The sequence below is a fragment of the Actinomadura sp. NPDC048394 genome, assembly GCF_040651755.1.
In the GTDB taxonomy this organism is placed as follows: domain Bacteria; phylum Actinomycetota; class Actinomycetes; order Streptosporangiales; family Streptosporangiaceae; genus Spirillospora; species Spirillospora montaniterrae.
Genome location: NZ_JBEZJL010000092.1, coordinates 1 through 24090 on the forward strand (window position 1 = coordinate 1; position 24090 = coordinate 24090).

Here is a 24090-nt window from a genome sequence, read left to right on the forward strand (position 1 = left end):
CTGTCCCGCCCCGGGCGCCCGGCTACCGGGTGGGGGTGGGCCCCGCGCGCCCGGCGGGCCCCGCCGGGGCGGCGGGGGGGGCCGCGACCCGGGCGGCGCCCGGCTGGGCCGCGACCGCGCCCGCCGAGCGCGGCGCCGCCCTGCACGCCGCCGCCCGCGCGGTCGAGGAGCACGCCGACGAGCTCGCGGCGCTGGTCACCGCGGAGATGGGCAAGCCGGCGGACGACGCTCTCGGCGGCGTCCAGGCCGGGATCGGGACGCTGCGCCAGTACACCGAGCTGGGGCCCCTGCACGGGGGCCGCAGCCTGCAGGGAGGCTGGAGTGCCGCCGACTTCATGGCCCGCGAGCCTCTCGGGCTCGTCGCCGTCATCACGCCGTGGAACGACCCCGTCGCAATCGCCTGCGGCCTCATCGGCGCGGCCGTCGTCACCGGCAACACCGTCGTGCACAAGCCGTCCGAGCGGACGCCGCACACCGGGGCGCTTCTCACCGAACTGCTCGCCGAGGCACTGCCGGCCGGCGTCGTGAACATGGTCAGCGGCGACGGGACGACCGGCGAGGCGCTCGCGAGCCACCCGGACCTCGACGCGATCGCGCACGTCGGCTCCACCCGCACCGGCCGCCGCATCGCCGAACTGGCCGCCGGGACCGGCGCGAAGGCGCTGCTGGAGAACGGCGGCGCCGACCCGCTGATCGTCGACGCGGGCGTCGACCCCGCCTGGGCCGCCGGGCAGGCCGCCACCGGCTGCTTCGCCAACGCCGGCCAGATCTGCACCTCGGTCGAGCGGATCTACGTGCACGAGTCGGTCGCCAAGGAGTTCGTCGGCGCGCTGACCGCCCGCGCGCAGGCGCTGCGGACCGGCCCGGGCCGCGACCCGTCCACCGAGCTCGGCCCGCTGGTCGACGAGCTGCACCGCACGCGGGTCCACGAGCAGGTCGAGAAGGCGGTCGCGGACGGCGCGCGGCTCCGCGCCGGCGGCCGGATCCCCGGCGGGCCCGGCTGCTTCTACCCGGCGACCGTCCTGGACGGCTGCACCGACCAGATGGCGGTCATGGCGGAGGAGACGTTCGGGCCGGTCGCGCCGGTGCGCGGCGTCGCGTCCTTCGAGGAGGCCCTGGACAGGGCGAACCGCTCCCGCTACGGGCTCGCCGCGACCGTCCTCACCCGCGACATGGCGCACGCGCAGCAGGCCTGGCGCACCCTGAAGGCCGGCACCGTGAAGATCAACGCGGTGTTCGGCGGCGCCCCGGGAGGCGCCGCCACCCCGCGCCGCTCCAGCGGCCAGGGCTTCGGCTACGGCCCCGAGCTGCTGGACGAGATGACCGCCGTCAAGGTCGTCCACCTGCAGACCGACGTCCCCTGAGCGATCACCCCTTGATGGTCAGCAGCGGCCGCAGCTCCGCGACCGGCGTCGCGACGCCGCCGCCCCGCAGGCTCGACACCACCGGCCCGATGTCCTTGTAGGCCCACGGCGCCTCCTGCTTGAGGTCGCGGCGCCACGCGGCCATCACGTCGGACCGCCGCGCGACCATCGGGTCGCGGTGGTCCAGCGGCGTCACGACGCGGAACTCGCGCAGGAACGCGTCGAGCTCCGCGTCGTTCCCGCGCGCCGACGCCCCGCGCGGCACCCGGCGTCCAGCGCCGTGGCACGCGCTGGCGAGCGTGCGCGGGTCGCCGTGCCCGCGCAGGACGAAGCTCGCCGCGCCCATCGAGCCCGGCACGATCACCGGCTCGCCCCACATCGCGTACGGGCCGCCCGCCATCGCCTCGTGCCCGCCCGCGGGCGTGGCGCCCTTGCGGTGCACGACGCGTTCTCCGTCCTGCCAGAACAGGTTGTGCGGCGCGTCGTACAGCAGGCGCGCGTCCGCGGCGCCGCATTCCGCAGCGAGCCCGGCCCGCATCGTCAGCGACAGGAAGAACCGGTTCCCGGCCGCGAAGTTGGCGGCGTTGCCGAACGCGTCGAGGTACCGGCGCCGTGCCCGCGCGGACCGCTCGTCGAGCAGGAACGGCAGGATCCCGTTCGCCGGACGGGGAAGGCCGCTCGGCCAGCCGGCGCGCAGCGCGTCCAGGGCCGTCGTGTTGGCCTGATGGCCCAGGGACAGCGAGCCGCTGTGCACCATCGTGACGACCGTGCCGGGCGCCAGCCCCCACGCGTGGGCCGCCGCCGCGTCGTGCACCTGCGACACGTACTGGAGTTCGGCGAAGTGGTTGCCGCCGCCGATCCCGCCGATCACGCTGTCGTGGCTGGCGCCGCCCGCGCTGCCGATCCAGTCGGCGAACGCCTCGGCCGTTCCGACCGGGAAACCGGGCGCGTGCATGCGGTCCAGGGCATCGTCGGCGTCCTCGGGGCGGACGCCCTGCCAGGGCGTGTCGTCCGCCAGCAGCAGGCCGGGCAGCCCGTCCCGCAGCAGCGCCTCCCGCTGGACGGGCGTGAGGGCGATCCGCCGCCCGCCCTCGAAGAACAGGTGCCGCAGCCGGCGCTCCATGGCGTCCAGCCTCGGCCGGACGCGGTCGGCATGCAGCGACGTGACCTCCAGCCGTATCCCGCAGTTGACGTCGTTGCCGACGGCCTGCGGCAGCAGCGCGTGCTCGGTCTCCAGCACCGTGCCGATCGGGATCCCGGCCCCCTTGTGGAAGTCGGGGGTGAGAGCGACGCGGGCGACGCGCGGGTCGGGACCGTCGTAGCCGGGCGTCGCCTCGGCGAGGCGTTCCAGCGTGCGGGCGGTCTCCAGGAGCGCGAGCGCCTCGTCGACGGCGGCGTGCTCGAGCGGGACGTCGTCCCCCGCGCAGATCTCGACGGGGACGCCGTACGGGTTGGGAAGGTGAAGCCAGTGGTCGCCGGTGCGGACGAGCCGCCGGTCCTGACGTGCATGCATGGGGGGAAGATCCTTCGGGCTGCCGGAAGGCGCGCGAAAGCGCGCACAGGAGAGAGGGCCGTTTCGCGCGGAAGGCGCGACGGCCGGGGGAGCGGGGCGGAAAGGCCCGCTCGTTCCTCGGGTTCAGCAGCCGCGAGGCGGTTACGACCGTACCGCGCGGTCCCCGGAGGGGCCACCGGTTTTCCCGTAGGCACCGATGTAGCTCGTCACCATCCGGGCGATGAAGTGCGCGACCTGCTCCGGCGGGCCGGACGGCAGCATGATGTGGCTCATCGTCAGCCGGACCGCCGCGTCCGCGATCTCGACGAGCGCCTCGCGGCCCACGTCCGGCCACTGGCGCAGCGCGTGCTCGGCGAGCCGGGAGCTGGCGGTGAACAGCACCGGCTCCGCCCGCGTCGTCAGCAGCGGCAGCATGTCGTCGCCGTCCGCGCCGGTCAGCACCGCCTTCTTCAGCTGGTCGTCGGCGGACATCTCCAGCGTGAACAGCACCGCCGCGACCACCGCCGAGTACAGGTCCTCGTGCTCGGACAGGACCTGGTCGATGCCGTCGAGGTAGCGGTCGTTGTCGCGCACGACCACCGCCTGGGCGAGGCCCCACTTGTCGCCGAACTCGTTGTAGACGGTCTGCCGGCTCACCCCGGCCGCGGCGGCGACGTCCTGCATGCGCACCGCCCGGTAGCCGCGCTCGACGAGGAGCGCGGCGGCGGCGTCCAGCAGGCATTCGCGCACCGGACGTTCCGCGCTGCTCATGAGTCGTCCTTCCGGCCGGCGGTCACCCCGCCATTATCCTTGCCCGGTGACGGAAATGGACTACCGGGCGCTCAACCGAGCGCTCTGGGACGAACGGGTCGGCATCCACGTCGCCAGCGAGTTCTACGACGTCGCCGGCTTCCGCGCCGGCGGGACGGCGCTGCGCGACTTCGAGATCGCCGAGGTCGGCGACGTGGCGGGCCGCCGCCTGGTGCACCTGCAGTGCCATTTCGGGCTGGACACGCTGTCGTGGGCGCGGCTCGGCGCGCGGGTCACCGGCCTCGACTTCTCCGGACCCGCCGTGGAGGCCGCCCGGGAGATCGCGGCCGGATGCGGGCTCGACGCCCGGTTCGTCCAGGCGGACGTGTACGACGCGGCCGCCGCCCTGGGGGAGACCTACGAGATCGTCTACACCGGCATCGGCGCGCTGGTGTGGCTGCCGGATGTGGACCGCTGGGCGCGGGTCGTGGCAGGGCTGCTGGAGCCCGGCGGCTTCCTGTACCTCAGCGAGTTCCACCCGTTCAGCGACGTACTGGACGACGTCGAGGGCTCCACCGTCGCCTACGACTACTTCGACGCCTCGCCGCAGGTATGGGACGAGCCCGGCACCTACACCGACGGCGGCGAGCACACCCGCAACACGCGGTCGGTGACGTTCCAGCACGGAATCGGCAAGGTCGTCAGCGCCCTCGCCGCCGTCGGGCTGCGCATCGACTTCCTGCACGAGCACGACCACACGTACTTCCAGCGCTTCGCGGCGCTGGAGCGGCACGGGACGGTCTACCGGCTGCCGGAGGGCCGCCCGCGCGTCCCCCTGATGTACTCCCTGCGCGCCACCCGCCCCGCGGACGGCTGAACCGGGGGCGCGGGCGCCGGGGCGGCCGGCTCGCCGCCCCCGTCGAGCAGATGCGCGAGGGGCAGCGTCGCCGCGCCCACCGCGACCGCCTCCGGGCCGAGGTGGCACAGCTCGACGGAGGTCTGCGCGAACGGCTGCCGCAGCGCGTACCGGGCGGTGGCGTCCACGATCCGGTCGAGCATCCGGCCGCCGAGCAGCAGCCCCGCCCACCCCCCGATGATGATCTTCTCGGGGCTGAACAGGTTGACCAGGTCCGCGACGCCCGCGCCGAGGTGCTCGGCGACGTCGGCGCGCAGCTCCGCCGCGGCCGGCGACGGGTCGTCGAGCAGGCCGGCGAGCGCGGTCTCCTCGTCGGCGCCGGCGGGCCCGCCCGCGGCGCGGTAGCGCTCCAGCAGCGCCGCCGCGCCCACGTAGGCCTCCAGGCAGCCGAGCGACCCGCACCGGCACGGGACGCCGCCGACCCGCGACGTCGTGTGCCCCCACTCGCCGGCGCTGCCCGCCGCGCCCCGGTAGGGCGAGCCGTCGATCATCACCGCGGAGCCGACGCCGGAGCCGATGAGCGCGACCACCGCGTTGCGGTGCCCGCGCCCGGCGCCGAACCACATCTCGGCCTGGCCGAGCGCGGTCGCGCCGTTGTCGACGAACAGCGGCAGCCCGGTGCCCGCGCGCAGCATCCGCTCCAGCGGCACGCCGTCCCAGCCGATCGTCTGGCAGTGCACGACCGCCTCGGGTCCGCCCTCGGCCGGGCGGTGCTCGACGACGCCCGGCACGCCGACCCCGACGCCGATGACGGTGGACGGGTCGACCGAGGCGCGCCCGGCGACGTCGTCCAGCCCCTCCAGGATGTGGCGCGCCACGGCGCGGTCGTCGTGCCCGCCGTCGCCGAGCGGCAGGTCGGCCTTGGCGAGCGGGGTGAGGTCGAGGTCGAACAGCTCGACCATCACCCGCGTCTCGCCGACGTCCACGCCGATCAGGTGGCCGAAACCGGCCGCGACCTTCAGCAGCACCCGCGGCCGGCCGCCGTCGGACTCCACGCTGCCGGCCTCCGCCACCAGGCCCGCCTCGATCAGCTCGCCGACGACGTTGCTGACCGACGCGGGGCTGAGCCCGGTCTCGCGGGCCAGGTCCTGGCGGCTGAGCGGGCCGTCGAAGTAGAGCCGGCGCAGCAGCACCGAGCGGTTGGCACGGCGCAGATCGCGCACGGTCCTGCGGCGCCGGTCCGGCATCGGGCCCCCTTTCGCGCGGCCGTGCGGCCGCGTCCCCCGGAAGGTTCTCAGGTCTTGACCCCGGAATTATGTCACTGCTTAGATCACGACATGAATTAAGGGGTGACATAACTCTCCCGAGTGACGCGCCCCACTCCTACGCGGAAGGCCGAGCCGATGCGCCACCCCACCTCACCGGCGTCCGGACACAGCGCGATCCCCTCCGGCGAACCGCCCGCCGCCGCACCGTCCCGCCGTCCGGGACGCCCGGCGCGGCGCCGCCCCGGACGCACCGCCACCGGGCTCACCGCCGGCCTCGCCGCGGGGCTGCTGCTGGCCGCCGCGGCGGCGTGCGGCGGCGGCACGTCCTCGGGCGGCGGGAACGGCTCGCCGAAGACGCTGACCTACTGGGCCAGCAACCAGGGCGCCGACATCGCCGCGGACCAGCGGGTGCTCAAGCCCGAGCTGGCCAAGTTCGAGAAGCAGACCGGCATCGAGGTCAAGCTGGAGGTCGTCCCCTGGACCGACCTGCTCAACCGCATCCTCGCCGCCACCACCTCCGGGCAGGGCCCGGACGTCCTCAACATCGGCAACACGTGGTCGGCGTCCCTGCAGGCGACCGGCGGGCTGCTGCCGTTCGACGCCAAGACGATGGCCGAGGTCGGCGGCGCCCAGCGGTTCGTGCCCGCCGCCCTCGCCAGCGCCGGCGCCAAGGGCAAGGACCCCGCCGCCGTGCCGCTGTACTCCACCGCCTACGGGCTCTACTACAACAAGAAAATGTTCGCCGACGCCAAGCTCGACCCGCCGAAGACCTGGCAGGAGATGGTGGACGACGGGCACAAGCTCACCAAGGGCGGCGTCCACGGCATCGCGCTCGAGGGCGCCAGCATCCCCGAGAACGTGCACGCCGCGTTCAACATCGGCCAGATGTACGGGGCCGACTTCTTCACCCCGGACGGCAAGCCGCAGTTCGCCACCCCGCAGGCCGTCGCCGCGATCAGGTCCTACCTCGACCTGCTCGGCACCGAGAAGATCGCCGCGCCCGGCAACGCCGAGTACTCGGCCAACCAGTCCATCAACGACTTCGCCACCCACAAGGCCGCGATGCTGATGTGGCAGACGACGACCAGCGGCTTCACCAACCTCGGCATGAAGCCCGGCGAGTGGGGCGTCGTGCCGATCCCGGCGCCGTCCCCGGCCCCGCCGGGCGGGCGGCCGATCACCTCGATGGTCGGCGGCATCAACCTCGCGGTCTTCAAGAACACCGGCAACCGCGACGGTGCGCTGAAGTTCGTGAAGTTCATGACCGGCGACGACGAGCAGAAGATCCTCAACAAGGCGTACGGGTCGCTGCCGCCGGTCACCGCCGCGCAGAACGACCCCGCCTTCGACACCCCCGACACCCGGGTGTTCAAGGACATCCTCGCCTCGCACGCCGCGCCGCTGCCGCAGGTCCCGGCCGAGAGCCAGTTCGAGACCGCCGTCGGCACCGCGATGAAGGAGCTGTTCGCCGACGCCGCGGCGGGCCGCCCCGTCACCGACGACAAGATCAAGTCAAAGCTCGAAGCCGCCCAGCAGCAGATGGGCAATTGACATCCTCCCCCTCGTGAACAAGAGGGATTCCAACACGGACCACTACCTGGTGAGGAGGAGGTCGTGCCGAGGTTCACGGTTCGCCGGCCCGCCCAGCGGAGAGCCTCCCCGTGCAGCGACCGCATGTCCTGCGGCCGTGTCGCGACTGACATTGCGCCCCGGCGTCTCGGCTGTGCCGCGCGCCGAGCGGGTCATGGCGACGACGTCGAGGTCTTCGATGGCGACCACGTCGAAGCGGCGAGCCAGTTCGGTAGAGGTCTTCTCGACCCAGTCCTTGCGCCGGTCGCGCGCACGGGTGCTCAATCTCGCGATCGCGGCCTTGATCCTGGCGCGCCGCTTGGAACCCGGACGGGCACGGGAAAGTCGGCGCAGCAGCCTGCCGAGCCGGGACCGCTCGCCGTCGCGCAGATCCGGGACGGTCAGCAGAGCGCCGGTGGACAACGCCGCCGTGACCGCCACGCCGCGGTCCACGCCGACGACCTCGCCCGTGCCGGGGGCCTCGACGATTGCCGGAACGACGGCGAAGGCGACATGCCAGCGCCCGGCTCGATCGCGAGTGACACGGAACGATCTGACGCTGTCAGGCACGGGCCGGGACCACCGAAAACGCACCCACCCCACCTTGGGCACCCTCACTTCGCCCACTCGGCGCGACAGCCGGCGCATGTCATCGGGCTTGATGGCCACGATCCGGAATCCTTCGTGCCGTCCGGCCTTGCGCCAGGTGGGGCGGCGGTGAGTGCCGGCGAAGAAGTTGCTCATCGCCTGAGTGAAGTCCTTGAGCGCCTGCTGTTGCACGATGACCGAGCCGGCGCGCAGCCAGACGAACTCCATCCGCGCCCGGGTCAATTGACGGCATTGCTCGGCGAACCCGGGTGCCGGCTGACGACCCGGCCTCCAATGCGCGTGCTGCTCACATGCCAGATTCCACACAAACCGGGCGTGCTCGCAATGCTTCAGCAACGTCCGCTCCTGAGCGGGCGTCGGCTGGAGGCGGTAACGCGTCATGAGCGGAACGTTACCGACGGCTACCGACAAAGACCGGAGATGAGAGTGCGGCACTGCGAAATGACCGCGCCATGACGCCTGCGAATGTCTCGCATGGTGGGACGCGGGTAAGTGGGGCCCGAGGGCTCCCCGGCGGGCCGGGGGTCGACGGTGAGCCGCCGGTGGGGCGGGCTCGGGGCCGGGCGCGCGGGTGGTTCCGGGTTCCGCCTCGGCTGCTGCCCTATCTGCTGCTCGCGCCCGCGGTGGTCGCCGAGCTGATCGTGCACGTCGTGCCGATCGCGGTCGGTGTGTGGATGAGCTTCCGCGACCTCACGCTCTTCTACATCCGCGACTGGGCGAAGGCGCCCGGCACGGGCCTCGGCAACTACCGCGTCGCCGTCGACTTCGACGCCGCCATCGGCAAGGACCTGCTGACCTCGTTCCTGGTCACGGTCGGCGTCACCGTGCTGGCCGTCGGGCTGTCGTGGCTGCTCGGCACGGCCGCCGCGATCCTGATGCAGGACCGGTTCCGGGGGCGCGGGCTGCTGCGCGCCGCGTTCCTCGTCCCGTACGCGCTGCCCGTCTACGCGGCCGTCATGACGTGGGGATTCCTGTTCCAGCGCGACACCGGCATGGTGAACCACGTGCTGGCCGACCAGCTGCACGTCACCGGGGGCGACCGGCCGTTCTGGCTGATCGGCGACAACAGCTTCTGGGCGCTGGTCACCGTCATCGTGTGGCGGTCGTGGCCGTTCGCGTTCCTGGTGCTGATGGCGGGGCTGCAGAACGTCCCGCGCGACCTGTACGAGGCGTCCGCGCTGGACGGCGCCGGGATCTGGCGGCAGATCCGGCACATCACGCTGCCCGCGCTGCGCCCCATCAACCAGGTGCTCGTCCTCGTGCTCTTCCTGTGGACGTTCAACGACTTCAACACGCCGTTCGTGCTGTTCGGCAAGGCGCCGCCCACCGGCGGGGACCTGATCTCGCTGCACATCTACCGGGCGTCGTTCCTCACCTGGAACTTCGGCACCGGGTCGGCGATGTCGGTCCTGCTCCTGCTGTTCCTGCTGCTGGTCACGGCGGTGTACCTGATCGCCACGTCGCGACGGAGGAGCGCCCGTGCCTGACACCGCGACCGCCCGCCCCGGACGGCGCCGCGCGCCGACCGATCCGCCGGCCTCGTTCCGCTGGACGCGCCGGATCGTCCTGACGCTGCTGGCGGTGTTCACCCTCGTCCCGGTCTACGCGATGGTCAGCTCGTCGCTGAAGCCGCTGAAGGACGTGCGGGGCGCCTTCCACTGGTTCCCCACCGAGCCGACCTTCCGTCCCTATGTCGACATGTGGTCGACGGTGCCGCTGGCCCGCTACTTCACCAACAGCGTCATCGTCGCGGGCGGCGCCACCGCGGCGTCGGTCGTCATCGCGGTCGGTGCCGCGTACGCGGTGAGCCGGTACCGGTTCGCCGGCCGCCGGGTGTTCACCGTGACGGTCCTGTCGACGCAGATGTTCCCGGGGATCCTGTTCCTGCTGCCGCTGTTCCTCATCTTCGTGAACGTCGGGAACGCGACCGGGCTCGCCCTGTACGGCAGCCGCGGCGCGCTGATCCTCACCTACCTGACGTTCTCGCTGCCGTTCTCGATCTGGATGCTCGTCGGCTACTTCGAGTCGATCCCGCGCGAGCTGGACGAGGCGGCGCGCGTGGACGGCTGCGGCCCGGTCGGCGCGCTGCTGCGCGTGATCGTCCCGGCGTCGCTGCCCGGCATCGTCGCCGTCACCGTCTACGCGTTCATGACCGCGTGGGGCGAGGTGCTTTTCGCCTCGGTGATGACCAACGACCAGACCCGGACCCTGTCGATCGGCCTGCAGGGCTACTCGACGCAGCACGAGGTCTACTGGAACCAGGTGATGGCCGCCTCCCTCGTGGTGAGCGTCCCCGTCGTCGCCGGGTTCCTGCTGCTGCAGCGCTTCCTGGTGACCGGCCTGACCGCCGGCGCCGTCAAGTGACCGCCCCCACCGCCCCGCTTCGCACCCCTGAGGGAGACCTGTGCCCATCGACGACCTGACCGCGTTCGGCCCCGACTTCGCGTGGGGCGCGGCGACCTCCGCCTACCAGGTCGAGGGCGCCGCCCGCGAGGACGGCCGCGCCCCGTCCATCTGGGACGCGTTCTGCCGCGTGCCGGGCGCGGTCGCCGGCGGCGACACCGGCGACGTCGCCTGCGACCATTACCACCGCTGGCGCGAGGACGTCGCGCTGATGGCGGCGCTCGGGCTCGGCGCGTACCGGTTCTCGATCGCCTGGCCGCGCGTCCTGCCGGACGGGGGCGGCGCCGTGAACGCGGCCGGGCTCGCCTTCTACGACCGTCTCGTGGACGCGCTGCTGGAGGCGGGGATCGAGCCGCATCCGACGCTGTACCACTGGGACCTCCCGCAGGCGTTGCAGGACCGCGGCGGCTGGCCGTCCCGGGACACCGCCGAGCGCTTCGCCGAGTACGCCTCGGTCGTCGCGGGCGCGCTCGGCGACCGGGTGGCGTCGTGGGCGACGCTGAACGAGCCGGTCTGCGCGGCCTGGCTCGGGCATCTGCGCGGCGTGATGGCGCCGGGCGTCGCCGACGTCGGGCAGGCGGTGCCCGCGTCGTACCACCTGATGCTCGCGCACGGCCTCGGTGTGCAGGCGATCCGCGCGGCGGCGCCCGGTGCCCGCGTCGGCGTGGTCCACCTGCTCACGGACTGCGAACCCGGGAGCGACCGGGACGAGGACGTGGCGGCGGCGCGCCGCGAGGACGGCCATCACAACCGCTGGTGGCTCGACCCGGTCCACGGGCGCGGCCTGCCCGCCGACATGATCGAGGAGTACGGGGTCGAGCCGCCGGTGCGGCCCGGCGACCTGGAGGCGATCGCGGCGCCGCTGGACTGGCTGGGCGTCAACTACTACCGCCGGTCGGTCAACGTCGCCGACCCGGACGGCCCGCCGCCGCACGCCCGGCAGATCACCCCGGACGGCACACCGCGCACCGGCATGGACTGGGAGATCCACCCGGACCGGCTGGAGAGGATCCTCGTCCGGATGACCGAGGAGTACGCGCCGCGCAGCGTCATGGTCACCGAGAACGGCTCGGCCTACACCGACACCGTGACCGGCGACGGCGCGGTCCACGACCCGGAGCGGACCGCGTACCTGGAGGCGCACCTGGCGGCGTGCGCGTCGGCGATCCGCAAGGGCGTCCCGCTGGACGGCTACTTCGCCTGGTCGCTGCTCGACAACTTCGAGTGGGCGTACGGGTACGCGCAGCGGTTCGGGCTCGTCCACGTCGACTTCGGGACGCAGAAGCGGACCGTCAAGGACAGCGGGCACCGCTACGCCGAGATCATCCGGGCGCACCGCGGCCTGTCCGCCGGGACGGTCACGACCGGCCGCTGACCACCCGCGCCCGCCCGCGCCCGGCCGCGCCGGGGACCGCCCGCGCCGGGACCGGGCGGCCCGGGGCCGTGTCCGGGCGTCGCGCGCGTCCCGCCTACAGTGAGGCTCCACCAGGCCCGCGACGGGCGGGCGCCAGGGTGAGGAGGACCGGGGTGGGCGGGATCCTTGTGGCCAACCGGGGCGAGATCGCGCTGCGGATCGTCCGGGCGGCGGCGGAGCTGGGGCTGCGGACGGCCGCCGTGCACACCCGCGACGACGCCGGCTCCCCGCACACCCGCCGCGCGGACGAGGTGCGGGCGCTGCCCGGCGAGGGCGTCGCCGGCTACCTCGATGCGGACGCGGTGATCGCCGCCGCCAAGGACGCCGGCGCCACCGCCGTCCACCCCGGCTACGGGTTCCTGAGCGAGAACGCCGCGTTCGCCGCGCGGTGCGCCGCCGCAGGGCTGACGTTCGTCGGCCCGCGCCCCGAGCTGCTGGAGCTGTTCGGCGACAAGACGAGGTCCCGGGACCTGGCCCGGCAGGCGGGCGTGCCGGTGACGCCGGGCACGCCCGGGCCGGTGACGCTCGCCGGCGCGGAGGCGTTCGCGCGGGAGCACGGGCCGGTGATGCTCAAGGCGGTCGCGGGCGGCGGCGGGCGCGGCATGCGCGTCGTCGCCGAGCCCGGCGGCATGGCGGAGGCGTACGAGCGGTGCCGTTCCGAGGCGCTCGCCTCCTTCGGCGACGGCGACCTGTACGCCGAGAAGCACGTGCCCCGCGCCCGCCACATCGAGGTGCAGGTCGCGGGCGACGGCTCCGGCGCCGTCACCCACCTGTGGGAACGCGACTGCAGCGTCCAGCGCCGCAACCAGAAGCTGATCGAGATCGCCCCGGCGCCGGCGCTGCCGCCCGGCCTGCGGGACGCGCTGCTCGACGCCGCGGTCCGCATGGCCGCGCGCGTCCGCTACGCGAGCCTCGGCACGTTCGAGTTCCTCGTGTCCGGCGAGGGGTTCTGGTTCCTGGAGGCCAACCCGAGGCTGCAGGTCGAGCACACCGTCACCGAGGAGATCACCGGCGTCGACCTGGTGAAGGCGCAGATCAGGCTGGCGCTCGGCGAGGACCTGGCCGCCGTCGGCCTGGCCGCGCCGCCGCCCGCGCACGGCTGCGCCGTCCAGGTGCGCGTCAACACCGAGACGATCGGCCCGGACGGCGCGCCGCACCCGCACGCCGGGACGCTCACCGCGTTCGCGCCGCCGACCGGCCCCGGCGTCCGCGTCGACACCTACGGGCACCCCGGCTATCGGACGAGCCCCCGCTACGACCCGCTGCTGGCGAAGGTCATCGCCCGCGCGGAGGACTTTCCTACCGCGGCCGCCCGCGCCCACGGCGCGCTCGGCGAGTTCGAGATCGCGGGGGTCGCTACGAGCATCCCGCTGCTGCAGGGCGTCCTGCGGCACCCCGGGTTCACGGCGGGCGGCGTCCCGACGTCGTTCATCGCCGACCACCTGCCGGAGCTGCTGCGCAGCGAGCACCGGCGGTTCTACGTGCCGTCCGCGGACGAGACCGCCGCGCCCGTTCGAGTCGTGCCCGACGCGCCGCCCGGCACGGTCGCGGTCGCCGCGCCGATGCAGGGCACGGTGGTGAGCGTCGAGGCCGCCGAAGGGGAGCTCGTCCGCGCGGGGGCGCCGGTGCTGATCCTCGAGGCGATGAAGATGGAGCACGTCGTCCGGGCGGGGGAGGCGGGCGTCGTCCGCGCCCTCGCCGCGGCGCCCGGCACCACCGTCGCCGAGGGCGCGCCGCTGCTGTTCCTCGAACCCGCCGAGGCCGACGGCGACCACGCCGACGACGAGGCGGAGGCCGACCTCGACGCGATCCGCGCCGACCTCGCGGAGACGATCCGGCGGCACGAGATCGGCCTCGACGCGGCCCGGCCCGAGGCCGTCGCCAAGCGGCACGCGCGCGGGCACCGCACCGCCCGCGAGAACATCGAGGACCTCTGCGACCCCGGAACGTTCGTGGAGTACGGCGCACTCGCCATCGCCGCGCAGCGGCAGCGCCGGTCCCTGGACGACCTCATCGAGCGCACCCCCGCCGACGGCATGGTCTGCGGTCTCGGCGACGTCAACGGCGGCCAGGCCGTCGTGATGTCCTACGACTACATGGTGCTGGCCGGGACGCAGGGCCACCACAACCACCGCAAGACGGACCGGATGCTCGACCTCGCGCGGCGCCGGAGCCTGCCGGTCGTGCTGTTCGCCGAGGGCGGCGGCGGGCGTCCCGGCGACACCGACACCTCGATGGTGTCGGGCCTGGACGTGACGACCTTCCACGCCATGGGCCGCCTCAGCGGCGCGGTCCCGTCCGTCGGGATCGCGTCCGGGCGCTGCTTCGCCGGGAACGCGGCGCTGCTCGGCTGCTGCGACGTCATCATCGCCACCCGCGACGCCAACATCGGCATGGGCGGCCCCGCGATGATCGAGGGCGGGGGCCTCGGCGTGTTCGCCCCGGAGGAGATCGGCCCGATCACCGACCAGGAGCCCAACGGCGTCGTCGACATCGTCGTCGAGGACGAGGCGGAGGCCGTCGACGTCGCCCGCCGCTACCTGTCCTACTTCCAGGGCCCGGCCGGCGAGTGGACGTGCGACGACCAGCGGATCCTTCGGCACGTCATTCCGGAGAACCGGCTGCGTGCCTACGACGTCCGCAAGGTGATCGGGCACTTGGCCGACACCGGGTCGGTACTGGAACTGCGGCGGGCGTTCGGCGTCGGCATCATCACCGCGCTGGTGCGGATCGAAGGCCGCCCGATGGGCCTCATCGCCAACAACCCGGCGCACCTCGGCGGCGCCATCGACCGCGACGCCGCCGACAAGGCCGCCCGCTTCCTCCAGCTCTGCGACGCGCACGGCCTGCCCGTCGTGTCGCTGTGCGACACCCCCGGGTTCATGGTCGGCCCGGACGCCGAGCGCACCGCGACCGTCCGGCACTTCAGCCGGATGTTCATCACCGGCGCGAACCTGAGCGTCCCGCTCGTCACCGTGGTCCTGCGCAAGGGCTACGGGCTCGGCGCGCAGGCGATGGCGGGCGGCGGATTCAAGGCGCCGCTCGCGACCGTCGCGTGGCCGACCGGCGAGATCGGCGGCATGGGCCTGGAGGGCGCCGTCCGGCTCGGGTTCCGCAAGGAGCTCGCCGCGGCCGAGGACCCGAAGGCGCTGTTCGAGACGATGGTCGCCGCCGCCTACGAGCACGGCAAGGCGCTCAACGCCGCCACCGTGTTCGAGCTGGACGACGTCATCGACCCGGCCGGCACCCGGCGGCTCGTCACCACGGCGTTCGCGTCCGCACCGCCCACCGCGGACCGGCCGCGGCGCTGGGTGGACACCTGGTGACCGGCGCCGCCCCGGCCAGGTAGGCGGCCCGGACGCACGGATCGGCGCGGACCTCGGCGGGCGGGCCGGCCGCGATCATCCGGCCGCCGTCCAGCACGTGCAGGACGTCGCACACGCCGAGTACCGGCTCCAGGTCGCGCTCGGCGACCAGCACCGCGACGCCCTCGGCGGCGAGGTCGCGCAGCAGCACCTCCAGCGCCCTGGCCCGGCGCTCCGGCAGATCCGTCCACGGGTCGTCCAGCAACAGGACGGAGGGTTCGGCGGCCAGCGCGCGCGCCAGCCCGGTGAGGCACGCCACGCCGGGCGGCACGTCGCGCGCCGCCAGGTCGGCGAACTCGGCGATCCCCACGCGGGTCAGCAGTTCGTCAGCGCGGTCGCCCGCTTCGGCGCGCGCGCGGCGACGGCGTGCCCACCGGTCCCGGACGGTGCGGCCGCCGTGGTCCCGCAGGGCCGCGTGCCTGCGCGCCGCTGCCCGGACGCTCTCGCCGACGGTCCGCGACCGCCACCGCTCCGGCTCCCGGGACGTCCGGGCGATCCCGCGCCGCGCTCGTTCCCGCGCCGCGCTCGCCGTCAGGTCGGCGTCGTCCAGGTGGACGGTGCCCTCGGCTGGACGGCGCAGCCCGGCGATGACGTCGCACAGGGTCGCCCTGCCCGCGCCGTCCGGTCCGACGAGCCCGGCGACCGTGCCCGGCGGGACCGTCAGCGCGGCGCCCCGGACGGCGGTCACCCCGCCGACCCGCACCGTGACGTCCGCGACCCGCAGTCCCTGAGCGGTCGACATCGGCGCCTCCCGGCCGGTCCGGTGCCCGGCGGCCCGCATCGCGGGCCTTGTGTGATGTGGATCACTGACGGATCATCACCCTACTGAGGCGTGCGCGCGCGGGCAACGGGCGTGCGCGCGGCGGCGACAGGCGTGCCGGTGTGCGCGCGGGGCGGCGGGCGGAGGGGCGTCATGGCGGACTGGAGGACGCGGAGCCTGTGGCTGTCCCGCACGCCCTACGAGCCCGCGCCGCCGCTCGACGGCGGCCTGGACGTGGACGTGGTCATCGTCGGCGGAGGCTTCACCGGCCTGTGGACCGCGATCCACCTCAAGGACGCCGACCCGTCCGTGGACGTCGCCGTCCTGGAGCAGCGGGTCGCGGGTTACGGCGCGTCCGGCCGCAACGGCGGTTTCGCGATGACGATGGTGGGCCGCAACATCCATGACCTCGCCCGCAAGGTGGGCCCGGCGCGTGCCCGCGCGACCCGGCTGGCGATGCGCGGCACCCTGCGCGACATCGCGGCGTTCGTCCGCGACGAGGGCATCGACGCCGACCTGACCCGTCCCGGCCTGCTGACGGTCTCGAACGGGCCGGAGCAGGACGAGCGGATCCGCCAGGACCTGGAGGTGTCCCAGCGGCTCGGCCTGGACGACCTGCGCTATCTCAGCGGCCCCGAATGCCGCGCCCTGGTGGCCACCGACCGGATCCGGTGCGGCCACTTCGAGGAGGACGCGCTGCTGGTCGACCCCGCCGCGCTCACCCGCGGCCTGCGCGACGCGGCCGTCCGCCGCGGCGTGCGGGTCTTCGAGTCGACGCCCGTGCGCGGCCTCGCCCTGCCCGGCACGCACGTCGTGGCCCGCACCCCGGGCGGCGACGTCCGGGCGGACCGGGCGCTGCTCGCGACCAACGCCTACGCGCACGCGGTGCCCGCGCTGCGCCGCTGGCTGTTCACCGTCGTCGCCTCGATCGTCGTGACCGAGCCGCTCACCGGCGAGCAGTGGAAGCGCGTCGGCTGGGACGGCGGCGTCGGCGTCGAGGACAAGCGGATCATGCCGCACTTCCACCGGCCGACCCCCGACGGCCGGATCCTGTGGGGCGGGCGCGACGCGCCGTTCGCGCCCGCCGGCCCCGATCCGCGCCAGGACCGGTCGCCGCGGGTGTTCCGGCGCCTGGAGGAGACGTTCCGCTGGACGTTCCCGCAGCTGGACGACGTGCGGATCGACCGCGGCTGGTGCGGTCCCGTCGCGGGAACCGTCAACTGCTTCGCGCACGCCGGACGGCTCGGCCGCGGCCGCCGCGTCGTCTACGCGCTCGGCTACGCCGGCCACGGCGTCGGCCCCAGCCACCTCACCGCGAAGATCACCCGCGACCTGCTGCTCGACCGCGACAGCGAGCTGCTCGACCTGCCGATGGCCGCCAAGCGGCCGGTGCCGCTGCCGCCGGGCCCGCTGCGCGCGCTCGTGCTCAACGGCTCGCAGCGCGTCCTGCAGCGCGCCGACGACGGCGACGGCGGCCCGCTGACCGGGCTCGCCCTGCGCTTCCTGCAGTGACGCCGGTCAGGCCGGTTCGGCGCCGAGGGCCTGGATCCGGTCGCGCGTCCACTCCTTCACGCCCGCGACGAACCCCTCGACGTCCGCCGCCTTGCCGGACGCCATCTCGGCGAACCAGTCGGGCACGTACCGCTCGAACCGCCCGTTCCCGATGAGCTCCAGCACCGCCTCGGCGACTTCCCGCGGCGGCAGCGCGTCGGACAGGTCGCTGAGCGGCGGCTCGTTGCCCGGCAGCGAGAACAGGTCGGTGTCGACCAGCGCCGGCTGGACGATGTGCGCCTGCACGCCCGTCCCGTCCAGGTCGACGGCCATGCTCTCCCAGAACGCGGTCAGCGCCGCCTTCGACGCGCCGTACGCGGCCTCGTGCGGCGGGCCGAGCCGCGCCGCGACCGACCCGATCGCGACCAGGTGCCCGTGCCCCCGCTCGATCATGCCGGGCAGCAGCGCGAGCGTCAGCCGCACGGGCGACAGGTAGTTCAGCCGCAGCACGTCGTCGTTCTCGGTGGGCGCCATGTCCTGGACGCGGCGCCGCTTCGGCATCGCCGCATTGTTGACCAGGACGTCCACGCCGCCGAACTCGGCCTCCACGGCGGCGGCGAGCCCGGCGACCGCGTCCAGGTCCGCCAGGTCGGCGACCCACATCGCCGAGCCGGGGGCGTGCTCGCGGCACCGGGCCAGCGTCTTCTCCAGCAGTTCCCCGCGCCGCGCGACCAGCCCGACCCGCGCGCCCGCCTCCGCCAGCGTCTCCGCCACGACCGCGCCGATGCCGGACGACGCGCCCGTGACCAACGCCGACTTTCCCGTCAGACTCACCATGCCGCCAACGTCACACACGGCCGCGCCGCGCGGCAAGGCGCACCGCCGCCGCCGCGCGAAGGGAGCGTCGCGGCGGCGGTGGGTCCGGGCCCGCGTCCTAGATCCAGCCCTCCAGCGACGCCATGAAGCCGTCGAGGTCGTCGCGGTGCACGCAGTGGCCGGTGCCCTCGACCTGCGTCACCGCGAACCCCTTCGCGCGCAGGTCGGCGGCGAGGTCGTCGGGGACCAGCCGCCGGTCGCCCGCGCCCTGCACCAGCGACGGGACGACCGGGCGGTCCGGGATCATGTCCTCCGCCTCGCGCAGCCACCGCGCGGCGCCGACGTCCCACCGCGCGTATCCGTCCAGCTCGGCGGCGATGTCCTCGTCCGCCCACTTCGGCGCCATCTTCCGGATCTGCTCCGCCGTCGCCCGCTTGGTGAAGGCGGCGAACCCCTCGATGTCCGGGTTCGCGTCGCCGCCGATCTTCCATGCGGGGTCGCTGTAGACGGCCTTGGCGGGACGCAGCTCCGCCGCGGCGAGGGAGAGCGACAGCGCGCCGAGCGAGTGGCCGATGGCGACGTCCGCGCCCGTGGGAAGGGACTCCACCAGGTCGGCGGCGAACAGCTCGGGGGAGTACTCGGCGGCGTGCGGGCTCTCCCCGTGCCCGCGCAGGTCCGGCATCAGGACCCGGTAGCCGCGGGCGGCGAGCAGCGGCGCCACCCGGCACCAGGTGCCGGCGGACGCCATGATGCCGTGGATCAGCACGGCGGTCCTGTCGCCGCCGCCGGTCTCGTGGACCTTCAGTTTCACAGGGGACTTCCTTTCCGAGGGGTTCAGCGGACGCTCCTGACCGGCAGGATCGTGAGCGCCGCCGCGACGGCGAGCACCGCCGCGACGATGTAGAGCGCGGGGTAGCCGCCGGGGGTACTGATGATCGCGGACGCGACGAACGGCGCGATGATCTGGGGCCCGGCGTTGGCGATGTTGAGCACGCCCATGTCGCGGGCGGCGTCCTCGCCGCGCGGCAGCACGAGCGTGACCATCGCGGTGTCGACGGCCATGTACACGCCGAAGAACAGCCCGTCGACCGCCATGAAGACGACCATGGTCGTCCAGTGCGGCGACAGCAGCGGCAGCAGGAGCGCCGCGGCCATGCCGGCGCTGGCGACGAAGACGAACGTCTTGCGCCGGTCCAGCCGGTCCGACAGCGGCCCGCCGACGACGGTGGTCGCCACCGACGTCACCGCGCCGATGAGGGTGAGCAGCGCGACGCCGTCCGCGCTCTTCATCCCGTGCGGCAGCCCGATGTGGTCCTCGAGCATGTAGAGCAGGTAGCCGGTCACGCAGAAGTAGGACAGGATCATCAGCGCGCGTCCGGCGAACACCCACCGGAAGTCGTGGACGCGCAGCGCCGACAGGAACGAGGCCAGGTCCCGGCGCAGCGAGGAGGCGTCCGCCGCGCGCGGGGGAAGCTCGTCCGGGCGCGGGTCGTGGGTCAGCGTCACCAGCAGCACCGCCGCCAGCAACAGCAGCCCCGCGAGCGTCGTGTACCCCCACGCGACGGCGTGCGTGAACCGGCCGGCGACGACGATGCCGACGAGCAGGCCGAGCGTGGTGCCCGCGCCCGCCATCGCCGACGCGGTCCCGCGCCGCTCCGCCGGCACGCGGTCGGGGACGATCGCGGTGAGCGCCGCCTGGTAGACGTTGCCCATCCCCTGCAGCAGGCACCAGCCGACGACCAGCAGGGCGATCGTGCCCATGTGTCCGAGGACGACCGCGAACGCGAGCGCGAGCAGCGCGCCGCCGAGCAGGAACGGGTTCCGGCGGCCGAAGCGGGAGCGGCTGCGGTCCGACAGCGCGCCGCCGATCGGGTTGAGCAGCGTCGCGAAGGCCGCCCCGATGCCGGTCACGAGGCCGAGCATCGCGACCTTGTGCGCCTTGTCGATGTGCTCGACCTGGGTCGGCAGCAGGATGCTCGCCACGCCGCCGTAGAGGGAGAACAGCATGAGGTTGCCGGTCAGCAGCAGCGGCATCAGCCCGCGCCGGGTCCGTGCCGCGCCGGCCTGTGCGCCCGCCTGGGCGCGGGGAGCGGCGCCGGTGCCGGCGCTCACCGGAGGGTCCCGTTCACGGCCGCGGCGCGGCGGTCGGTGGGGCTCATGGGGGCTCCTCGGGGGTTCGGTGACGCGAGTCACTTATACGTATAAATTCTGTATAGCACCCCGTGGCGGGCACTGGTCAAGACGGGGCGCGCGATCCCGCCGAGCGGGGGTGAACCGCCAGGTCGGCGTCTCTCCGGCGCCCGGCCGAAAAGGTGTCGCCCCGGTGCTCGTGAGGCCGGTAAGGTCGTGGGTTTCGCCGTCCCGCGCCCACCCCTCGCCTCTGGAGGTCCTCCGGCATGCCCGCCGAACCGTCGATCCTCGCCGCCGAGCGCGCCCACCTCGCCGAGTCCCGCGCCGCGCTGCGCCGGATGCGCGAGCACGCGGAGTCCTTGTCAGCGGACGTCGCCGCGGACTGGGTGTCCAAGCAGTTCCTGGAGTCGCTGCTCGACCAGCGGGTCGCGGCACTCGCCGACCATCCCGACACCCCGCTGTTCTTCGGGCGGATGGACCGCGACGGCGACGACGGCCCCGACCTGCCCTCCGTCATGTACGTGGGGCGGCGGCACGTCCACGACGGCGACGAGGGCCGCCCGCTGGTGCTGGACTGGCGCGCCCCGGTGTCGCGGGCGTTCTACCAGGCGGGCCCGGCCGAGCCGATGGGCTGGCGGCTGCGGCGCCGCTTCGGCTTCCAGGGCGGCGAGCTGACCGCGTTCGAGGACGAGCCCCTCGACGGCGGCGCCGAGCTCGGCCCGTCCCGCATCCTGACCGAGGAGATCGAGCGGCCCCGCACCGGGCCGATGCGCGACATCGTCGCGACCATCCAGCCGGAGCAGGACGTGATCGTCCGCGCCGACCTGCCCCGCACCGTCTGCGTGCAGGGCGCCCCCGGCACCGGGAAGACGGCGGTCGGCCTGCACCGCGCCGCCTACCTGCTGTTCACCCACCGGGAGCGGCTGTCGCGGTCCGGGGTGCTGATCGTCGGCCCGAACCGCGCGTTCCTCGCCTACATCGCGGCGGTGCTGCCCGCGCTCGGCGAGGTCCGCGTCGAGCAGGCTACGATCGACGACCTGCTCGGCGAGCCGCTGGGGGAGGAGCCCGCGGCGGTGTCGGCCGCCAAGGGCGAGGCGCGGATGGCCGACGTGCTGCGCAGGGCGCTGTGGCTGCACGTCCGCAAGCCGGAGGAGGGCCTCGTCGTCACCCGCGGCGTCGCCCGCTACCGGCTCGCCGACCACGAGGTGCGAGAGATCGCGGCCGGGCTGCGCGGCACCACCCGCTACGGCAGCGGCCGCGCCGCGTTCGCGCAGCGGCTCGCCCACCAGATCCTCGTCCGGATGGAGCAGCGCGGCGAGGCCTCCGACGACCGCGTCCAGGACCAGGTGGCGCGCAGCAGGCCGGTCAAGCAGCTGCTCGACCAGGTGTGGCCCAAGGTCACGCCCGAGCAGGTGCTCTTCCGGCTGCTGTCGGACGCCGACTTCCTGCGCTCCGCCGCCAAGGGCGTCCTCGACGAGGAGGAGCAGGCCGCGCTGCTCTGGGAGAAGCCCGCCCGGTCGCACCGCTCGGTGAAGTGGACCGCCGCCGACCGCGCGCTCCTGGACGAGCTGAACGATCTCATCGAGCGGACCGCCTCGCTCGGGCACCTGGTCGTGGACGAGGCGCAGGACCTGTCGGCGATGCAGCTGCGCGCCCTCGGCCGCCGCTGCGGCACCGGGTCGGCGACCGTCCTCGGCGATCTCGCCCAGGGGACGACGGCCTGGTCGGCGCGGTCCTGGAAGGAGGTGCTGTCGCACCTCGGGCAGGACGGCGAGGTCACCGAGCTGACCCTCGGGTTCCGCGTCCCCGGGACCGTCCTCGACTACGCGGCCCGGCTGCTCCCGCACGTCGCGCCGGAGCTGGAGAGGCCGCGGTCGCTGCGCGCCGGCGCCGGGGCGCTGGACGTGCGGCGCGTGCCCGACGTGGTGGCCGGGGCGGTCGAGGCCGCGCGCGAGGCCCTGGCCCGGGCCGGCTCGATCGGGCTGATCGTGCCGGACGCGCTGGCGGCGGCGCATGCGGCGGCCCTGGCGGACGCCGGGCTGGACGCCTCGCTGCTCGGACCGGAGTCCGACGGCACCGCGCGGCTGCTCGTCGTCCCGGCGACGCTGGCGAAGGGCCTGGAGTACGACCACGTGATCGTGGCCGAGCCCGCCGCGATCGCCGCCGCGGAGGCGCGCGGCCTGGCCCGGCTGTACGTGGTGCTGACCCGCGCGGTGACCTCGCTGACCGTCCTGCACCGGGACGACCTGCCCGCCGAGCTGGCCTCCTGAGACCCCGGGCGGTGAAGATGGGCCATGGCCGTCCCGCGTCCGTTCACCGAGACCGTGCACCTGCCCGCGACGCCGCCGTTCGACCTCGGCGCCGCGCTCCGCTTCATGTGCGGCTTCGCGCCCACCGCCGGCGAGCAGTCGATCGACGGCGGAACGCTCACCAAGGCGCTGCGCGCCGCCGGCCGGACGGTCGCCGCGCAGGTCGTCCAGGAGGGCGACGGGGTGCGCGCGACCCTGCACGCCGCCGAGCCGCTCACCGAGGACGTCGTCCGCGCCGCCGCGGACCGCGTCGCGTTCCATCTCAGCCTCGCCGACGACCTCACCGGCTTCTACGCGGTCGGCCGCGCGGATCCCGCCTTCGCGCCCGTCCTCGACCGGCTGTACGGCTACCACCAGGTGAAGTTCCCGACGCCGCTGGAGAACCTCGTGTGGGCGATCCTGTCGCAGCGCGCGCCGCAGGCCGCCGCCGCGCGCGGCAAGCACGCCCTGCGCGACGCGTTCGGCGACCGGATCACCGTGGACGGCACCGAGTACGCGGCCTTCCCGGACATCGACCAGCTCGTCACCCTTTCCGAGGGCCGGATCGCCGAGCTCGTCGGCAACGAGCGCAAGGCACGCTACCTGCACGGCGCCCTGCACGCCTGGCACGGCGCCGACGAGGACTTCCTCCGCACCGGCCCGTTCGACGAGGTCAAGGACTTCCTGCTGTCACTGCCGGGCGTCGGCGCGTGGTCGGCGAACTTCATCCTCATCCGGGGCCTCGGCCGGATGGACGAGACCCCGCTGGAGAAGGCCCTGCGCGGCGCGGCGTCCCGCGCCTACGGGCGGCCGCTGTCGGACGCCGACCTGCAGCGCATCGCCGACGGCTACGCCCCCTGGCAGGGCTACTGGGCGCACTACCTGCGCGCGGCCTCCTGACCGGTCTCGCCGTCCCGCGGGCGCAGGCCGTCGAAGGCGATCCGGAGGACGTCGTCGCTGCCGCCGGCGCGCCCGGCGGCGTAGGAGATCCCGGCCAGCAGCGCGGTGACCTCGGCCGGGCCGATGTCGGCGCGGACGGCCCCGGCCCGCTGCGCCCGCTCCAGCAGGGTGCCGATCGCGTCCTTCACGTCCGGTCCGGTGCGTCCGGTGGCCTCGCGGGCGTCGACGCCCGCCTCGGCCAGCGCCTCGGTGACGGCCTGCTTGGCCGCCGCCTGGGACACCACGCGGGCGAAGAAGCCGAAGAACGCCGCGCCGGGATCGGCGGCCGACGCCAGCTCCCGGGCCTCGCCGGCCAGCCGGTCCAGCAGCGCGACGAGCACCGCCTCCAGCAGCGACTCCTTGGTGGGGAAGTGCCGGAAGACCGTGCCGATCCCGACTCCGGCGCGGCGCGCGACCTCCTCGGTCGAGGCGGAGGTGCCCTGCGCGGCGAACACGTCCTCGGCCGCGGCCAGGACCTTGGCGCGGTTGCGCTGGGCGTCGGCGCGCAGCGGCTTCCCGGACGAGGTCGTCGTCATGGCGGCCTTCCCGTTGACAAGTGGAGTTCGGACTCCATAT

The 24090-nt window shown here is 74.4% G+C and carries 19 protein-coding genes; 10 read left to right on the forward strand and 9 right to left on the reverse strand.

Annotation, left to right across the window (positions count from 1 at the left end; translation table 11 throughout):
- On the forward strand, positions 1-1364 hold a 1364-nt coding region (locus AB0C78_RS43230), incomplete at its 5' end, for an aldehyde dehydrogenase family protein (protein WP_360759988.1).
- Between the two features lie 4 nt (positions 1365-1368).
- Here the strand turns inward: AB0C78_RS43230 and AB0C78_RS43235 are convergent.
- Positions 1369-2877, reverse strand: a complete 1509-nt coding sequence (locus AB0C78_RS43235; protein WP_360759991.1) for an RtcB family protein — start codon at positions 2875-2877, stop codon at positions 1369-1371.
- Between the two features lie 141 nt (positions 2878-3018).
- Positions 3019-3627 (reverse strand): TetR family transcriptional regulator, encoded by a 609-nt coding sequence (locus AB0C78_RS43240; protein WP_360759994.1) that lies wholly within the window; start codon positions 3625-3627, stop codon positions 3019-3021.
- 55 nt (positions 3628-3682) lie between these two features.
- On the opposite strand from AB0C78_RS43240, the gene AB0C78_RS43245 reads away from it, so the two are divergent.
- A complete protein-coding gene (locus AB0C78_RS43245) occupies positions 3683-4483 on the forward strand; it encodes a class I SAM-dependent methyltransferase (RefSeq protein ID WP_360760090.1) in 801 nt (266 codons plus the stop codon).
- On the opposite strand, the gene AB0C78_RS43250 is transcribed toward AB0C78_RS43245, so the two are convergent.
- Complete coding sequence (locus AB0C78_RS43250) at positions 4408-5709, reverse strand: ROK family transcriptional regulator (protein ID WP_360759997.1); 1302 nt, start codon at positions 5707-5709, stop codon at positions 4408-4410. The genes AB0C78_RS43245 and AB0C78_RS43250 overlap by 76 nt on opposite strands.
- A gap of 156 nt (positions 5710-5865) precedes the next feature.
- On the opposite strand from AB0C78_RS43250, the gene AB0C78_RS43255 reads away from it, so the two are divergent.
- Positions 5866-7281, forward strand: a complete 1416-nt coding sequence (locus tag AB0C78_RS43255) for a sugar ABC transporter substrate-binding protein (RefSeq protein ID WP_360760000.1) — start codon at positions 5866-5868, stop codon at positions 7279-7281.
- A gap of 42 nt (positions 7282-7323) precedes the next feature.
- Here AB0C78_RS43255 and AB0C78_RS43260 read toward each other — a convergent pair whose 3' ends face one another.
- Positions 7324-8289, reverse strand: coding sequence for a transposase (locus AB0C78_RS43260; protein ID WP_360760003.1), 966 nt, complete (start codon positions 8287-8289; stop codon positions 7324-7326).
- Positions 8290-8450: 161 nt separating this feature from the next.
- On the opposite strand from AB0C78_RS43260, the gene AB0C78_RS43265 reads away from it, so the two are divergent.
- The 4 genes from AB0C78_RS43265 to AB0C78_RS43280 all read left to right on the forward strand — a co-directional run bounded on the left by AB0C78_RS43265 (position 8451) and on the right by AB0C78_RS43280 (position 15051).
- Positions 8451-9395: a sugar ABC transporter permease gene (locus AB0C78_RS43265; RefSeq protein WP_360760006.1), complete on the forward strand. Its 945-nt coding sequence runs from the start codon at positions 8451-8453 to the stop codon at positions 9393-9395.
- Entirely contained in the window at positions 9388-10272 is an 885-nt protein-coding gene (locus tag AB0C78_RS43270) for a carbohydrate ABC transporter permease (RefSeq protein ID WP_360760009.1), read from the forward strand. Before AB0C78_RS43265 ends, AB0C78_RS43270 begins: the two co-directional genes overlap by 8 nt.
- Positions 10273-10312: 40 nt before the next feature.
- Positions 10313-11686, forward strand: coding sequence for a GH1 family beta-glucosidase (locus AB0C78_RS43275; RefSeq protein WP_360760012.1), 1374 nt, complete (start codon positions 10313-10315; stop codon positions 11684-11686).
- 152 nt (positions 11687-11838) lie between these two features.
- Positions 11839-15051, forward strand: a complete 3213-nt coding sequence (locus AB0C78_RS43280; RefSeq protein WP_360760015.1) for a carboxyl transferase domain-containing protein — start codon at positions 11839-11841, stop codon at positions 15049-15051.
- Here the strand turns inward: AB0C78_RS43280 and AB0C78_RS43285 are convergent.
- Positions 14984-15832 carry an ATP-binding cassette domain-containing protein gene (locus AB0C78_RS43285; RefSeq protein ID WP_360760018.1) on the reverse strand — a complete coding sequence of 283 codons (849 nt, stop codon included), beginning with the start codon at positions 15830-15832 and terminating at the stop codon, positions 14984-14986. The two genes, AB0C78_RS43280 and AB0C78_RS43285, sit on opposite strands and share 68 nt — an antisense overlap.
- 171 nt (positions 15833-16003) lie before the next feature.
- On the opposite strand from AB0C78_RS43285, the gene AB0C78_RS43290 reads away from it, so the two are divergent.
- A complete protein-coding gene (locus AB0C78_RS43290; RefSeq protein WP_360760022.1) occupies positions 16004-17362 on the forward strand; it encodes an FAD-binding oxidoreductase in 1359 nt (452 codons plus the stop codon).
- A 6-nt stretch (positions 17363-17368) separates the two neighbouring features.
- Here the strand turns inward: AB0C78_RS43290 and AB0C78_RS43295 are convergent, their stop codons facing one another.
- The 3 genes from AB0C78_RS43295 to AB0C78_RS43305 all read right to left on the reverse strand — a co-directional run bounded on the left by AB0C78_RS43295 (position 17369) and on the right by AB0C78_RS43305 (position 20269).
- Positions 17369-18178 carry an SDR family oxidoreductase gene (locus AB0C78_RS43295; protein WP_360760025.1) on the reverse strand — a complete coding sequence of 270 codons (810 nt, stop codon included), beginning with the start codon at positions 18176-18178 and terminating at the stop codon, positions 17369-17371.
- A gap of 97 nt (positions 18179-18275) precedes the next feature.
- Positions 18276-18968 (reverse strand): alpha/beta hydrolase, encoded by a 693-nt coding sequence (locus tag AB0C78_RS43300; protein ID WP_360760028.1) that lies wholly within the window; start codon positions 18966-18968, stop codon positions 18276-18278.
- Between the two features lie 23 nt (positions 18969-18991).
- On the reverse strand, positions 18992-20269 hold the full coding sequence (locus AB0C78_RS43305) for an MFS transporter (RefSeq protein ID WP_360760031.1): 1278 nt from the start codon (positions 20267-20269) through the stop codon (positions 18992-18994).
- 284 nt (positions 20270-20553) lie between these two features.
- On the opposite strand from AB0C78_RS43305, the gene AB0C78_RS43310 reads away from it, so the two are divergent.
- Both AB0C78_RS43310 and AB0C78_RS43315 read left to right on the forward strand, forming a co-directional pair.
- Entirely contained in the window at positions 20554-22557 is a 2004-nt protein-coding gene (locus AB0C78_RS43310) for an AAA family ATPase (protein ID WP_360760034.1), read from the forward strand.
- A 24-nt stretch (positions 22558-22581) separates the two neighbouring features.
- Positions 22582-23475 (forward strand): hypothetical protein, encoded by an 894-nt coding sequence (locus AB0C78_RS43315; RefSeq protein WP_360760037.1) that lies wholly within the window; start codon positions 22582-22584, stop codon positions 23473-23475.
- Here the strand turns inward: AB0C78_RS43315 and AB0C78_RS43320 are convergent.
- The gene (locus AB0C78_RS43320) at positions 23454-24050 is read right to left on the reverse strand and encodes a helix-turn-helix domain-containing protein (protein WP_360760040.1); all 597 of its coding nucleotides are present in this window, start codon (positions 24048-24050) and stop codon (positions 23454-23456) included. The genes AB0C78_RS43315 and AB0C78_RS43320 overlap by 22 nt on opposite strands.
- Between the last annotated feature and the right edge of the window lie 40 nt (positions 24051-24090).